Source organism: Undibacterium sp. Ren11W (assembly GCF_049340485.1).
Lineage (GTDB): Bacteria > Pseudomonadota > Gammaproteobacteria > Burkholderiales > Burkholderiaceae_D > Undibacterium.
Genome location: NZ_JBMPPB010000007.1, coordinates 187,660 through 202,473, shown reverse-complemented (window position 1 = coordinate 202,473; position 14,814 = coordinate 187,660). Strand labels below are relative to the sequence as shown.

Sequence of the window (14,814 nt, the reverse complement as noted above, 5' to 3'; positions counted from 1 at the left end):
TCCGCACCCGATCTTGCGATCGGGCGATACCGCCCTTCCCTGTATTGATTGCGTAGCTATTACCAGAGTTTCAATCCGCACCCGATCTTGCGATCGGGCGATACCTCCCATAAATCGTTTTTCCGCTGTCTGACGTCCAGTTTCAATCCGCACCCGATCTTGCGATCGGGCGATACCTAGCAATGTCATGTTGTATCAAAACTTTTTATAGGTTTCAATCCGCACCCGATCTTGCGATCGGGCGATACACTCGCAAGCGGCTGGTCATTGGCCGCATCGACAGTTTCAATCCGCACCCGATCTTGCGATCGGGCGATACGAATCGGGCTACGCCCGGTGAGGGATGTGAATAATTGTTTCAATCCGCACCCGATCTTGCGATCGGGCGATACCGCTTTGGTTTCAACTTGCGAAGCGCCGCTTTCATCAGTTTCAATCCGCACCCGATCTTGCGATCGGGCGATACATTTTGCCCAGGCGCGCGGGCGGTGTTGTACAGCATGTTTCAATCCGCACCCGATCTTGCGATCGGGCGATACATTCCGGTGGTCGGTGAATTGTTGTCTGGCCTGATGTTTCAATCCGCACCCGATCTTGCGATCGGGCGATACCCAGCGCACCAAGCCGCCTTCACGACAGAATCAGAGTTTCAATCCGCACCCGATCTTGCGATCGGGCGATACTTTCCGAGACAAAAAAACTAGCTTTAGAAATGGGGGTTTCAATCCGCACCCGATCTTGCGATCGGGCGATACTCCATCAACATAAGTTACTGTTATTGATGGAGTATTTTGCAGTTTCTCGCGAAACCGCAACAAAGAACCAAAGTTCCTTGTTTGTAAAAATTTTCACTTCGGGAAATATCATATTAATCATAGACTTAAGGCTTGCGCGAATGTAGCGCATTTGAGTCGTTGATTATCGTTCGCGCTTAAACGATAAGGGGCGCATTAAAATCAATCGCGCGAAAACAGCCATACTGTTTAACACGCAAATCGACCGGTTCAGTAATGCGATAAAAACGTAGATTATCCTTGGTTTGGTCAATTTCAGCTAGGAGCTTACGTTCCAATTCTTCAAATTGCATGTCAGTGACCGTACATTCAAAGACAGAATGTTGCACCCGCTGGCCTATACTTTCGCAGACCTTGGCAACCCGGCGTAGCCGTTTTCGCCCAGCCGCTGTGGTGGTGCAGACATCATAAGTAGCAATGATCAGCATAACGACTCACTTAGGCAGATAAGGAAGGTAGCCTTCCATCTCGCCGCGTATCGCGCGTGCCATAAAACGTGCCTGAATAAAGGCTAACAGACCAATAGGCACTTTATTTTCAGTCAGCGGATGTACGACTTCTTCTTGTTTACGTTCTTGCCATGCGGTGACGACAGTACGACGGCCTTTATCACCTAACATCACAGCACCGCCCTCGCGCTCATCAAAATCACGGGCATTGATTTGTCCTCGATTAATTAAAGTCAATGCCAGACGATCACAGAGTATGGAGCGAAATTCCTCTTGTAAATCAAGCGCTAATGAGGCACGACCTGGGCGTACCGCATGCAAAAAACCAAGCTGCGCATCTAAGCCTGCGGCTTCACAGGCCGAACGACAATCATTCATCAACATCGCATATAGAAATGAGATTAAGGCATTGAACCTGTCCAATGGTGGTCGACGAGTTCTGCCATTGAGTGTAAATATTGCGCGCATCTGTGGCTTAACAATTAAATTAAGTGCTGCAAAATATCCTCTGGCTGCCTCCCCTTCTACACCGCGCAGTTCATCCAAATTATTGGCAATTGCAGCCGCGCGCAAAGATGCAGCAAGATTGTCGGCGATACGGCCAAGTGTACTGGCTTCTTCAGCATCTGCCGCTTCACGCGCACCGCGTTGCACCGTAACGCGACTGTTTTTAAGTTTGCCCGCGACAATCGCACGAGCAAACTCCAGACTATAAAGAGGATCACAAGCAAGTCTATGATGCGCCTGTCGTAATAAAATATTGCCTGAGACTGGGCCTTCTAGCCGCGCCTGGAAGCGTCCAGAATTATCCAAAAGTACTAGCGATTTTCCTTCGCCCGCTAACCTATGCATTAATGCGGGCGATACCATGACGTTACCGAAACAGACCAGACCGCCCAAATGATGAAGGGGGACTTGTAGCTTCTTTTCATGATCAAGATCAATCCGTAAGGTTGAATTTTCCAAATGCGCATAGGCGTTCGGAGTCATGACATAGAGTGTATTCTGGACAGTGTGCACGTTAATTTTCCGTAATAAACAAACGCAGTCGTTGTTGATGTTGCCTGTCACGTTGCGCGACCGCCTCTGGCTGACAAATCTCTTTTAATGAGCATTCTTTACATCGAGCATCGTTCACAGGCGGGGGCAACTGGCCTGATGCCAGCATGGTGCGTATGGCGTCTGCGGTGGCAATCACTAGTTGCCTCAGTTCTGGCGTGATCAAGACTTCGCGCCGCCGGTGGCTAGTGGCATGGAAAATCGCACCACTAGACACCGGACGAGCTAGCATTTCTTCCAAACACATGGCTTGCGCGGCAAGCTGTATATCGTCATGTAATTTCTGCCGTTTGGCACCGTGTTTAAACTCGACCGGATACACTTTGCCGTCGGGATGAAATTCGACTAAATCGGCCTTGCCAATCAGATTGTGTTTATCACTCCATACTGGCAAGGCACGCTCAACGCGCACTCCGGCTTTCATTTCGTAACCGGGCGTGTCGACTAAATGATGCACCGCCTGACCGCGGGCAGTATGAATATTCTCCGCAAACGCCTGCTCCAGATGAATCAAGCCACACTGGCGTGGGCAATAGATCCAGTGCTGTAGCGCGGAGAGTGCGACTGGATCGTCTGCGGAGTTTTTTGTCATGGAGATTAAACTGATTCAAACCAAAATCAGCATTCCTTTTTCAACAAAGTTACGCCTGCCGGTAGATCGGCATCCTGGATCTGCACTTCGTAATCGGCAAAGCCGCGCGGCACTTCGACACCTTCTTTGCGTGCGACTTGTATGCGCTCAAATAATTTGTGCGCCGGTGCATTACCGAGTTCTGAATCATGCTTAAACACATACAAGCCCCGTGTACACATTTCGCCACGGGCGGCTGAGCGGTCATGTTCAAACATTTGTATCAAGGCTTGCCAGAATAATTCTAAATCGTCTTCTGAAAAACCGGTCTGCTTGGCCAGGAAGCTAGAGACGAAGCCATGCGCCATATACAGGCCGTAAGGCACAGTATGTTTGCGTCCCATAGTTCGGTTGTCACCGCCCTGTTTTTCTGCTTCGGCTTCTGTTGCTACCGCCATGCGTGTGATGGAATGTTCTTGCGCGATAACAGGATCGATAGAACGTGCAAAGGTGAGCTGAACCGGGCCACGCACCTGACCGCAATTAATACCGGTAGACATAACAGCGCCGAAGGTGCGTACATCAAAAAAATTACGGCACATCCAGCTACGCGCCTCATCAACTGCATCACCACCTTTACGCTTTTTGTCATCACCAGCAAGCAAATCCTCACGATTGATACCCACATAAGCGCGCTTATGTTGATTATTCAGAACCGCCTTTTCTTTGACATAAATTTCAAACGGTGGCTGCTCGCCTTTTGCCATGCCGACAAAATTACGTACCTTACGTTTTAAACAAACATCGGTGACCAAACCGTGGCCGGTCTCCGCGTCCAGCCTAGGTAAATTACCTGCATCCGGATCACCATTTGGGTTACCGTCTTTTACGTCAAACAGCAGTACAAAGTCGTAGCGATTAGTCAGGCTCATTGCGATTCCTCTTGATTGTTGGTAGGTTCAGATTTAGTAAAAAACGCTTGTCGTTGATGGTAATAACCGAGTGCAAATCGGCCTTGATCTGGTAAAGCAAGAATACGGGGGAAATCATTTAAACCACCCATGATGTCGGCAATCAATCGTTCCATTTGCACGGCACGGCCTTTTGTCAATTTTCCCAAATGGTGATTCTTTAGGCGCAACAAAGTAGTGAACACGGCGACCGGTGTGCTGGATGCGGCGCAGTAATAGCGATCACGTATGGTGGCATTCAGTCCGGGGCTGGCTTCCTCTTGAATTTTTTCGAGCGTCGCAAATAGTCGCCCTAAAAGATAAGCAGGATTGGTGTTGCTTGGATCGAGCATGATTTGAAATTCCTTTTCTGAGCGGGTTGCGGTGAGAGAGGTAATAAGATTGGCGCGGCGTATAAGGCGATTTAATGAGGCTTTGATGACGGCAGCTCTGGCATACGTGGGCTTTTGTTCTGCGCGACAGCGTTGCACTGCAAGATTGAGCAGCGGTGCGGGGTAACACGTGCCTTGCAAAATTGAGCGCATCACATCACCGCCAAGGTTCGGTGGGATGTTGTCCGCTTTACCTTGCAACGCCAGCGATGTGAGCAAGCGAAACACAGAGAGATGTTCTGGGTCATGCGGTGCGCGGGCAATCTTAATGTCATCGAAATGCGCGACGATTCTTTTTGCCAATGCGTGTGCGCTTGCCGTTTCCCAAAACCGAATCGCTATGCGTGCTGCGTTCGGGGCCAACCCCAAAACGTGGAAGCGCGTCTCGGCAGAGCCATGACTAAACTTGCCCGATTGCGCCGCTTGTAAAAGCATTTTGATTGCATCTATTCCGCGATCAGGGTCATCTTTGGGCGGATCACCGAATAGATCAGGCAATGCGCTTTCAAGATCATGTTCTTCTTCTGCCCAGAAAACCGTAGAGGCATCACCTACCTGTATTCGCTGACGCGAGTCGCGTGCCAGCAAGCCATTAAGCGCCGTCGTGTAAGCAAAAACAGCAGCTTTACCAAGTGGCGCGTTTTTACCTTGATCCTTACCGTAAGAACTAAATGCGGCTAGGTTAAACGAGACAATGTTTGCACCTGAAGTTTGTGCACCCCAGACACCTTTAATGACTGAATGCAAGCGCTCAATCTCGTCGGGTTTGCCACTCACAAGGCAAGTCCCATCAATGCTGGAAGTGTCTGCACTCTGCGCCGTTGCAGCCACAATGACAGGGCGCTGGCAAATCAATTCGACGTCGCCATGCAAGCGAAATGTCATGACTGGGTTTTTAAGTAAGATGTCAGGCCAGGCTGTTAAATTTTCAAATTGTGCTATGTCATTGTTATTGTAAAACGCAAAAATGGCCTGCATTCCTGCGTCATTTTGTGCCTCCTCAGATAAGTCAGTGAGCCGCGCGCGAAAAGCTGCGTGTTGTTCTGCAACGCGTTCTGGTTTGCCTTTTGTATCCACGCCCAGGACATATTCGGTCGTATCCCACAATAAATTCGCGGCGATGCCTGAAGTTTTTTTAACTCCCTGCGGTACCAAAAAACGTTGCGCTATCTTTTTCTTTCCTTCGATTGTCCCTGTATCGACCAAGTTTACCAAGCGGCCTTGCGCATCGATTTCGATCACGAAAGGGATCTCTTTATCTTCTAAGCCAAAAGCGGGCAAGCGATCTTGCGGGTTCGGTAAGCATTGTCGCCTTAAGTAATAATCGTTCAGTGCTTGCAATATCATCCTCGCACCTCTTCACTATCCCAGGTTGGCACCATTACTACGCCGTTTTTCAGTTGCGCACGAAAAAATCGCGGCGTCGGGTCACTAGGTTTATTGAAATCGAGGTCGTGCAGCATAAAGCCTAGTTCACGGGTTTCGTCTATAGCACAAGGCTCAGTTGCCATGTCTGTGACTAACCTGAAATAAGCGGCGAATTCGCGGCAACCAAGATAAGGTTGATTGACGCATTGGCCTCGGCTTACCCGGCGCTCGAACATTTCGTAATATTTATTGGCGTTCGCATTAGCGTCGCGGCCTGCTAAAAACTCCAAGTCGGCATGTACACGGTAAGCGACATCGCGTAAAAAAAGACCGGCGCGTTGCTGTCTTTCGTCTTCGATGTTTAACCCAAGAATCGCATTGCCGCCCTTCATGGCCGTCTCGACGTTACGGGTAGAGATGACGCTACCCACTTCATTGCGGCGTAGATTAATCCAGTTAATCGGCTTTAATACGTCGATCTGTCGGATATGCCAACGAATCGCCGGTTTCCATAAAATCGCTTCGAAACAGGCGCGTGCGGCGGAAGGTGTGATGACGTCGTAACTGACTCGCTCGACTTTCATCTCGGGGCGGGTGAAGCATGCAAAGTCACCAGATAGTTCTAGGCAATAGCGTTTCAAGACAAATCCTTTCAGACGATGAGTGCCGAGGTAGAAGGCAAAATGCCCTCTACAATAAGACCAAGTTGTTCATGATACAAATAATCGTTCGCTTGCGCGTATAAACCGGGGATGATTTCTTCAATATCACCTTGTCCGAGAAGCCGCATGGCATCTCGCTTGGCGACATTTACGGTGTAGCGCTGAAGCTTGCGCATGAGCCAGCGATCTGGGCCATCTTTCTTCAGCGCATGTAGCCATTTATCGATCGTGTCATCGTCATTTCCCGGGCCACGGTAGTGAACGATAATTGGTGCGCTGTCCTCGTCTTGAATCAGTTTAAATTTGTCAGCGGCAGTGCGAAAATTGCTCGCTAGTGTTGCGCCATCCACCTCCAATAATTTGACGATACCTTGTGCGTCTAAATCACAAGCGTGATACAGCTTTTCAAAATATCCAGCGAATAGCTTTCTATCTAGTGGATTGCCGGTTTGACCATGCAGAACGCTGCGACAGACATCTTCAGCTTTGCGTAGATGACCGAGTGGTGCAGGTTGTGGCGGGATAAATACGATAACTTCGCCCATCGCGAGTTTGCCTTCGCGATTGCATCGCCCTGCAGCTTGTGCCAGAGAATCCAAGCCTGCCAACGCGCGATACACGACAGGGAAATCCACATCAACACCCGCTTCGACCAACTGCGTGCTCACCACGCGGGTTGGGATGCCATTTTTGAGACGGGCCTTGATTGCCTGTATGGTGTGTGAACGGTGTTCGCCGCACATCAGCGCCGATAAATGCAAGCTTCCTTCGGGCATTCGTCGCCATAATTCACGTGCGTCTTTGCGGCGGTTGACGATGGCGAGAACCGATACCTTTTGCGTGATATCTTCTGCCAATGCGTCCCAGCTTACGGAATTATTCCAATCGTCAGGTAGCGTTACTTTGACCCTATCCAATGCACGATAAAGCGCATCAGGGTCGCTCATGATCTCGCGCACGTTGTTGAGGCCGCGCATATTGTTTTTGGCGTCAAAGTAATCGCGGGTGGATAAGGCGGGCTGTGTAGCGGTAGAGAGCACGACGGTGACACCATAGTGCTTAGTCAGTAAATTAAGCACATCGAGTAACGGCTGCAAAAATTCGGGAGGTAATAATTGAGCTTCATCCAGCACCACAATGGAATCAACGATGTTATGGAGTTTGCGACAGCGTGAGGTTTTAGCGGCAAACAGCGATTCAAAAAACTGAACGTTGGTGGTAACAACGACAGGTGCATCCCAGTTCTCACAGGCGAGATGACTTTTACTATTTTCTTTTTGAGGATCAGCTTCGGCATTACTGTGATGCTCGATCACGGCATCGCCAAAAATCGAACGGAAAATATCAGCGGTTTGCTCGATAATGCTGGTATACGGAATGACATAAATGATGCGTCGCTTGTCGTGATGTTTCGCATGTTCCAATGCGAACGCAAGACTAGAAAGTGTTTTGCCACCGCCAGTAGGCACGGTAAAAGAAAATAGGCCGGGTGCATCAAGCGCTTTTTTTCGGCACTCGTGCAAAATTTTAGTTCGTAATTGATTTACCGGTGTGGATTCTGCCGCATTTGTTTTGCTATGCATGAAGCAATCAAATTGTTCAAGCAAGCATGGTAGATTTGGCCAGCTATTACGTAACGTGGTTTTGTCTGCATCCATGTAGGCTTCGGTATCTAGCCTATCTGCGTCTATCAAACAGGAGAACAGCATACGTACCCACAAAGAAAAACCATCCTTACCGCCAGGAATTTTGCCCAAATCGGGGACAAACGTCCCATGATCAAGAATGTCAGATGGCGGCTGTTGCGCTAATGCTTCGTCAAATTCATCTCGGCTGTCTTGCAGTTGTAGACGAATATCCAGTCCGCCAAACCAATCATAAAGCCCTGCATGATGACTGGCGATGAGATAAGCGAGTACACGTCCAGGCTTTTTAAAGCGCTCACATGCCAGCAAGGCACCGGCGGTAGAATGCGGCGCTTTTCCTGCTTCGCCTTTGATATGTGCGTCTGCCTCAAAACCGCTTACTGTCCGAATATAGTGCTGAAAACGTGGACGGTACTTACCCAAGTCATGCCATAACCCGGCGAGATGCGCCCATTCAGAACCGCCGAAGCGCCCTGCTTGTGTTGCGGCGATTTGCGCCACCGCGCGTAGGTGTTCATCAAGGAGATGTGGCTCACGCCAAATATCGTTTTGATCTTTTGCCGCATGTGCGATTGGTGTAATACGTTCCATGCCTACACTTTTCTTGAGATTAAATTTAAGCCGCAGCGAATTTACTTTGGCTTTGTTTTTTTGATGATTGAGATAGTATGTCGATATTGATTACATATCCATACTGATTACATGCACATGTCGATTTTTCAGGCACATCTAGGAGACACAAATTGAATTGGCCGTTACGTTGGGATTTGTTGACGCGTTATCGTTTAATTGAAATCGTGGCGCAATGGGAGGGGCGTTTGACGACCAATCATTTGTGCAATAGCTTTGGCATTGGCCGGCAACAGGCGAGTAAGGATATCAATGCCTATTTGCGCGATATCGCGCCGGGCAATCTGTTTTACGATAAGTATTTAAAGGGCTATGTCCCGAGTAATAGCTTTGCACCGAAGCTGACGACGGGTACGGCGGATGAGTATTTGCATGTGCTCAGCCGAAATAAAGATATCGCGCATACCTTCCAGGGATTAGATCTAGGTTTCGCCCATACCGAGATGCTGCAGGTACCATTGCGTCACATAGAGCCTACTATTTTAAGAGCCTTGGTTCAGGCGTCACGCGAACATAAACGTGTTGATTTAAGCTACATATCCATGACTACCGCTGTTGTGGAGGATCGCATCATCGTGCCACATACGCTGGTGTGTACACCCTTACGCTGGCATGTGCGCGCGTATTGCGAAAAGCATGGTAAGTATCGCGATTTTGTGCTGAGCCGTTTCCGTGGCGAGCCAGAAATTCTGGATGAGAGTCAATCTACCTCAGCCGAAGATACGCTGTGGAATACCGAGGTGCTGTTACGCATCAAGCCAGATAGCCGCCTTGAGCAAGCTCAGCAAGAAATAATCGCACGCGATTTTAATATGCAAGACGGCTGCCTCGAAGTAAAGACACGGGCTCCCTTAGTCGAATATATGTTGCGTGCATTTAATATCGATCTACACAATCTAGACATGCTCCCGAAGGCGCAACAAATCGTCGTCGAGAATTTTACCGAGATAGAGCAATATCTTTTCAAGTCTTCTTAAGCTTAAAAAATAGGCAAATCAATTCATTGTTTTATAAATAGCTGATCAGCTTATTCTAAAAAAACATAGGGAAACTTCTAACAACCTCATTTATAGAGATGCAGACCACGGCGCACACCGGAGCAATACGTCGGTATTGCGAGGATGTGCAACAAAGCTATGCGTTCTAAAAATAGATTTTTAGAAGTTCCCCTAGCCCAGCGCGCATATTCCATGCGGGCTGCAGGCCAATGTGCCTGGAAAGGCGCATGGGATATGCGCGTTGGCAGGGTGGGTATTTGAAATTTGCACACTGCGGCGTCAATACCTCTACGGCAATGGACGCTCTACGCAAAAGTCGCGCCTTACCGCGCCGCGATCAGCTCTAGCTCTATCAGTATCTCTGGCCAAATAAGTCCATCAACGAAACTCAGCATCGATGCCGGACGTAGCTCGCCCAGATAGTCGTTACGGATGGCTCGATAGGCATCCAGGTCCTCTCTACGGATCAGGGTTTGTGTGAGCTTGACGATGTCCTTTACTTGCATATCTGCGCTGGCAAGGATGCGTATCACGTTGTCCCATGCGAGTCTGGCTTGCGTTTCAAAATCTATGGGCAGTGTGCCGTCCAGATTGGTACCGGGGGTTCCGGATACAAACAATATTTTTGCGCTACTTGTGACTGCCACTGAATCACTATAGCGACCGATATGCATCGCCACTCCTGCATTGTGCTGTGTATTCATATGCTCTCCGTGTCGTTAATAAAACCAGCCGCTAACAATTTATATCGCCCGTCACCTCAGTCTGCCAACGATATGGACTTGAGTATATTCACGGTGTACGATGAACGTTTCATGGAGCGATGAAGTATGGATGAGATGCCCGACATTGCTAGCCTGGCGCAGTTATTGGCCGATACCGCACGCGCAAAAATTTTGTGGGTGTTGATTGATGGCACTATGCGTCCTGCTGGTGAGTTGGCATACAGCGCAAATATTTCTGCCCAATCGGCCAGTACGCATCTGGCAAAATTGGTCAAAGGAGGCTTGCTTCATTCTGAGGCTCAAGGTCGGCATCGCTATTTTAGGATAGCCAATCCAGAAGTCGCCCATTTGATAGAGAACATGGCGACGCTAAGCAAGGTAGCGCCGCCGAGATCGCCCAAAAGCCCGTCCTTAGCGCGAGCCATGCCGGCGCATTTTTTACATGCCAGAACCTGTTACGACCATTTAGCCGGAGAAGTTGCGGTCAAAATTCTCGATGCAATGCTAAAGACCAAGTGGTTGACGTTGAACGGACAAGAATACTTAATGACCGCTTTGGGAGAAAAAGAATTGAGCGCTTTAAATGTCGACTTAACGAAAGTAAAACGCAGAGTATTTGCCCGCGTCTGCGTAGATCTTACCGAACGACGCCCCCATCTGGGTGGAGTCTTAGGAGCGGCCTTACTCGATTTATTTGTCGCAAAAAAATGGATACAACGCTCACCCCGATCCCGCATAGTGAGTATTACGCCAAAAGGGAATAGCGCGTTTCAAGAACTATTTAAAGCATAGGCTGAGTCGGTAAGGTGTCAGCATTTGCAGGGCGCTATGGCTAGCATCTATTGCGCTGCATGAATTCTCACTAGTGCCCCTGCCAGCGCGCATATCCCATGCGGCTTGCTGGCCGATGTGCTTGGAGAAGCGCATGGAATATGCGCGTTGGCAGTGCCGGTATTTGAAATTGCATACGCCAGCTTATGCTAGCTAACCGGGCCAACAAAACTTTACTGCATCACCACTCTGCGCATTTTATGGGCGACAAAACTCAGACTGGCAACTGTCATGCTGGCGCACACTAGCAGGGCTATCGCTACTGCATTCAACTCTAGCGCCTCGCCCTTGAGGACGTGATTCATCATCAGCGATTGCGCGATCGATGGTGCCCATACAAACCATGCCGGTTCGCGGCCGGTGTTAAACATCAGCATCATCGGTGCCATCGAGATCAGCATGCTCAAGATTTGATTACGCACCTGCGCTTCTTTGAAGCTCTTGCAGGTCAGCGAGAGCGCTACTTGCAGTGCCGAGATGCTGGCCGCCAGCGGTAACAAGATCAGCAAGAAGCCTAGCGCATCGCTGACGCCGAATTGGAATTCCGCCTTTAGTGCATCATTGCGTATCAGCCATTGCGATGGAAAAAAACTGAGCACCGTCAACAAGGCGACCAGCATGCTGATGCTGGCCACTGCGCCCCATTTGCCCAGGGCCAGTTGCCAGCCGGTCACCGGATTCATCATCAGGGGTTCTAGTGAGCCGCGTTCGCGCTCGCCAGCGGTGGTGTCGATGGCTGAGAACATGCCGCCCACCACGATCGCCATGATCAGGGCGAAAGGCAGCATGCTGGTGACGGTGACGCGTCGCTCTTCGGCGCGGCCTATATATTTTTCTTTGATTTCAATCAGCTGAAAAATCTCACCAGAGACGCCGCGCATGGTCAGACCCAGCATGGCGCTCTCTTGGGTGTAGCTGTCGAGCAAACGCTTGAGCGGGCGTAGCGCAAACTCGGCCTGTTTATTCGAGGTGTCGTAGACGATTTCTAGTCTTACTTTTTTTGCCTGCGCTAGTTCTTCATCGAAATGCTCAGGCACTAGCAAGACCGGTTGCGACAGATCTTTCTTGCGCAATTTTTCTTCATAGTCGTCCGGCGCGTTCTCGATTTGATAGCCTTGCCGCAGGATGAAATTTTCTAGTCGAGGAGCCTGTTTGATGTTGACCGCCAACACCGTGCGCTTGTCTTCCTGCGCCTCTATCTGCGACATGATTTCAGAAAACACCACTAATAATAGAGGCACGAAAATCAGGGCACTAAACAAGACCATCATCAGGGTGCGCCTGTCGCGCATGGCATCGCTGATTTCTTTACGGAAGATCGTGATAATTGGGTTCATCTTTGAGTCCTGTGAATGTTAGGCGCATCGAGAAATGCCAGTTTAACGAAGGCATCTTCAAAATCAGTTTCACCGGCCTGCTGCATCAACTCGGCCACCGTGCCGCTGGCAACTGTCTTACCGCGCGCCACAATCACGACCGCGTCGCATAGTCGCTCTACTTCTTGCATGATGTGGGTAGAAAAAATAATGCATTTGCCGCCGCCAGCTGGGGTGCACAACCAGCGTAAAAATTCGCGCAGGCCACGGGTGGCGACGACATCGAGACCATTGGTAGGTTCATCGAGAATAATATTTTTCGGGTCGTGTATCAGCGCTCTGGCCAGCGCCACCTTCATGCGCTCGCCCTGACTAAAGCCCTCGGTGCGTCTATCGAGTAAGGCTTGCATCTCTAGACTATGCGCCAGTTGTTCGGTGCGTTGCTGTATCAAGGCTGGCGGCATGCCATGCAAGGCGCCATAGTAGTGGATGTTTTCACGCGCGCTCAGACGCGGGTAAAGACCGCGCGCATCCGACAACACCCCCATCTGCGACTGAGTGCCTGGTTGCCCGGCACGCACCTCTACCCCATCAATCCTGATACGCCCTTGATCAGGCGTCAGCAAAGACGCGACCATGCGTAAGCTGGTGGTCTTGCCAGCACCATTGGCACCGAGCAGACCAAGTATGGCACCGTCGCTGGCGCTAAAATGGATACCCTCTACCGCTTTAACTACCTCAAGTTTGGCCTTGCCCAGGCCATAGTAGGCCTTGGTCGTTTTCACAAATTCTTTATGCAGATTTTCGGCGATGATCATGACTTGTCTGCTTTCTGCGCCGCTAGTTTATTTGGCGCGGGGCTAGTAGTGAGCGGCGCTTGCCAGGCCAGTGGTCTTGGGATTTGGCGCAAGCAGCTGACGTCGACCTTGATGGCATCTACATCTTCTTTAGCATTCAGATAGCGATACACCACATCCCGCACGCAACCATGTGTAAGCAAACCATGACCGACATTCTCCACCACCAGATGGCGCGCTTGCTGGCCTAGCGCCTTGCTTACTGCCGCACCATGCCGACTAGGCGTGACCGGATCGATACCGCCACTAAGTAGCAAGACTGGCGACTGACTCGGCGGCGTGCTAAAAAATTCAGCGGGGATGGTGGCGCGCGGCCATTTCTCACAGACGCGGTCATACATCCCCGCGCTGAGCGCATCAAAATCGTCGATAGCCGGGCTTGCCGTGACAGGGCGCGCATAGGCCTCACCACACCACACCGAGAAGTGCATGCCATATGCGATTGCGCCTGGCCCGGCCAGATTGTAGGCATTGCTCAGAGCAATCAGTGGATTAAGATTGCCTAGCTCAGCCTGCGTCAGCGCATACGGCAAACCGGCGGTGCTGGCGGCCGAATACAAAGTCTTATGCACCAGTCCGAGTAAGGCGTCGCGCGTCAGCGGAGCCGTGATCTGGCTACCCAAACGTGGATGCGTGAAACTGATTTTGCCTGGCGGCGTGCTTGCAAGCTGAGGTGTAAGCTTATGCAGTAATTTTTTCCAGCGCGCTGCCAGATCGGGGTAATTCTGATTACATAAAGCATCGGCAAGACAGGCCGCAAATACGCCGTTTAATGCCGCTTGCGCATCGGCCGATGGCAAGCGCATAGTTGGCGGTGTTACGCCATCGAGCACCAGACGCCGCACCGATTTCGGATATTGCCGCAGATATTCCAACCCGGCACGGGTACCGTAAGAGACACCGAGCAGATTGATGCGGCCGTAGTTCTGCGCCAGACGCACTGCCTCCAGATCTTGCACGGCGATACTGGTGCTGAAATACTGCAAATCACCATACGGTAAGGCCTGCAGATTTTTCATGCAGCTTTGCGCCATCCGTTGCATGCTCTCGTTATCCACTACCTCGCTAGCCTCTTCCAGCTCAGGGCAATGCAGAGGGGCGCTGCGGCCAGTGCCGCGTTGATCGACAAACACCAGATCGCGCCTACGGTTCAGGCGGCTCAACACCGCTTGCCCGAAGCTCGCTACATTGATGGCGCTCTGGCCAGGGCCACCAGCTAGCAAGAACACCGCATCAGGCAGTTTATTTCTATCTTGCGAAGGCAGCACGACATAATGGACGGTAATTTTTTTGCCCTCGGGCTGGGCCGGGTTCAATGGCCGTAAGATCTCGCCACATTGCACTTCCTGGGGAAAGTCAGGATGACGACATGCCTTGGTGGCGGCCTCTGCCACATTAACTAGCAGCAGCGGCAACAGACACAAGGATATCAATCCAGGCCTTAGTTGCGGCATGTGACGATACAAAAAAGGGGTTAGCAAAATACGCTCCTGAAAAGTGAAATGACGCCAGATCGTTTTAAAGACCGGTTAGTGATAGCACAGTGTAAATCGACTTCTCGCAACT

At 50.4% G+C, this 14,814-nt stretch carries 13 protein-coding genes and 1 CRISPR repeat array (1 of these 14 only partly in view); of the genes, 2 read left to right on the top strand and 11 right to left on the bottom strand.

The genetic code is table 11. From position 1 onward, the window contains the following. Positions 1-755: a CRISPR direct-repeat array (repeat unit 37 nt; unit sequence GTTTCAATCCGCACCCGATCTTGCGATCGGGCGATAC); it reaches 1,374 nt to the left of the window's first position. Between the two features lie 176 nt (positions 756-931). The 7 genes from cas2 to cas3 are packed head-to-tail and all read right to left on the bottom strand — an operon-like array spanning position 932 to position 8,482. Next, entirely contained in the window at positions 932-1,222 is a 291-nt protein-coding gene (cas2, locus tag ACO0K8_RS16280) for a CRISPR-associated endonuclease Cas2 (RefSeq protein WP_422947707.1), read from the bottom strand. A 6-nt stretch (positions 1,223-1,228) separates the two neighbouring features. Then, positions 1,229-2,263, bottom strand: coding sequence for a type I-C CRISPR-associated endonuclease Cas1c (gene cas1c, locus ACO0K8_RS16275; protein WP_422947706.1), 1,035 nt, complete (start codon positions 2,261-2,263; stop codon positions 1,229-1,231). Position 2,264: 1 nt separating this feature from the next. Beyond that, a complete protein-coding gene (gene cas4, locus ACO0K8_RS16270) occupies positions 2,265-2,894 on the bottom strand; it encodes a CRISPR-associated protein Cas4 (RefSeq protein ID WP_422947705.1) in 630 nt (209 codons plus the stop codon). A 26-nt stretch (positions 2,895-2,920) separates the two neighbouring features. Beyond that, a complete protein-coding gene (gene cas7c / locus ACO0K8_RS16265) occupies positions 2,921-3,805 on the bottom strand; it encodes a type I-C CRISPR-associated protein Cas7/Csd2 (RefSeq protein WP_422947704.1) in 885 nt (294 codons plus the stop codon). Continuing rightward, positions 3,802-5,562: a type I-C CRISPR-associated protein Cas8c/Csd1 gene (gene cas8c, locus ACO0K8_RS16260; protein ID WP_422947703.1), complete on the bottom strand. Its 1,761-nt coding sequence runs from the start codon at positions 5,560-5,562 to the stop codon at positions 3,802-3,804. Before cas8c ends, cas7c begins: the two co-directional genes overlap by 4 nt. Beyond that, a complete protein-coding gene (gene cas5c / locus ACO0K8_RS16255) occupies positions 5,559-6,224 on the bottom strand; it encodes a type I-C CRISPR-associated protein Cas5c (protein WP_422947702.1) in 666 nt (221 codons plus the stop codon). The genes cas8c and cas5c overlap by 4 nt, the downstream gene beginning before the upstream one ends. Before the next feature lie 11 nt (positions 6,225-6,235). Beyond that, positions 6,236-8,482 (bottom strand): CRISPR-associated helicase Cas3', encoded by a 2,247-nt coding sequence (gene cas3, locus ACO0K8_RS16250; protein ID WP_422947701.1) that lies wholly within the window; start codon positions 8,480-8,482, stop codon positions 6,236-6,238. Positions 8,483-8,634: 152 nt separating this feature from the next. Here cas3 and ACO0K8_RS16245 point away from each other — a divergent pair, with 152 nt between their 5' ends. Continuing rightward, a complete protein-coding gene (locus ACO0K8_RS16245; protein WP_422947700.1) occupies positions 8,635-9,498 on the top strand; it encodes a WYL domain-containing protein in 864 nt (287 codons plus the stop codon). A gap of 344 nt (positions 9,499-9,842) precedes the next feature. Here the strand turns inward: ACO0K8_RS16245 and ACO0K8_RS16240 are convergent, their stop codons facing one another. After that, positions 9,843-10,223, bottom strand: a complete 381-nt coding sequence (locus tag ACO0K8_RS16240) for a RidA family protein (RefSeq protein WP_422947699.1) — start codon at positions 10,221-10,223, stop codon at positions 9,843-9,845. 126 nt (positions 10,224-10,349) lie between these two features. Here ACO0K8_RS16240 and ACO0K8_RS16235 point away from each other — a divergent pair, with 126 nt between their 5' ends. Then, positions 10,350-11,036 (top strand): ArsR/SmtB family transcription factor, encoded by a 687-nt coding sequence (locus ACO0K8_RS16235; RefSeq protein ID WP_422947698.1) that lies wholly within the window; start codon positions 10,350-10,352, stop codon positions 11,034-11,036. A gap of 212 nt (positions 11,037-11,248) precedes the next feature. Here ACO0K8_RS16235 and ACO0K8_RS16230 read toward each other — a convergent pair whose 3' ends face one another. Genes ACO0K8_RS16230 through ACO0K8_RS16220 form a run of 3 tightly spaced genes read right to left on the bottom strand, consistent with a single transcriptional unit; the run spans position 11,249 to position 14,729 of the window. Further along, a complete protein-coding gene (locus tag ACO0K8_RS16230; protein ID WP_422947697.1) occupies positions 11,249-12,412 on the bottom strand; it encodes an ABC transporter permease in 1,164 nt (387 codons plus the stop codon). Next, the gene (locus ACO0K8_RS16225) at positions 12,409-13,209 is read right to left on the bottom strand and encodes an ATP-binding cassette domain-containing protein (RefSeq protein ID WP_422947696.1); all 801 of its coding nucleotides are present in this window, start codon (positions 13,207-13,209) and stop codon (positions 12,409-12,411) included. The genes ACO0K8_RS16230 and ACO0K8_RS16225 overlap by 4 nt, the downstream gene beginning before the upstream one ends. After that, entirely contained in the window at positions 13,206-14,729 is a 1,524-nt protein-coding gene (locus tag ACO0K8_RS16220) for an alpha/beta hydrolase (RefSeq protein WP_422947695.1), read from the bottom strand. The genes ACO0K8_RS16225 and ACO0K8_RS16220 overlap by 4 nt, the downstream gene beginning before the upstream one ends. Positions 14,730-14,814: the final 85 nt, after the last annotated feature.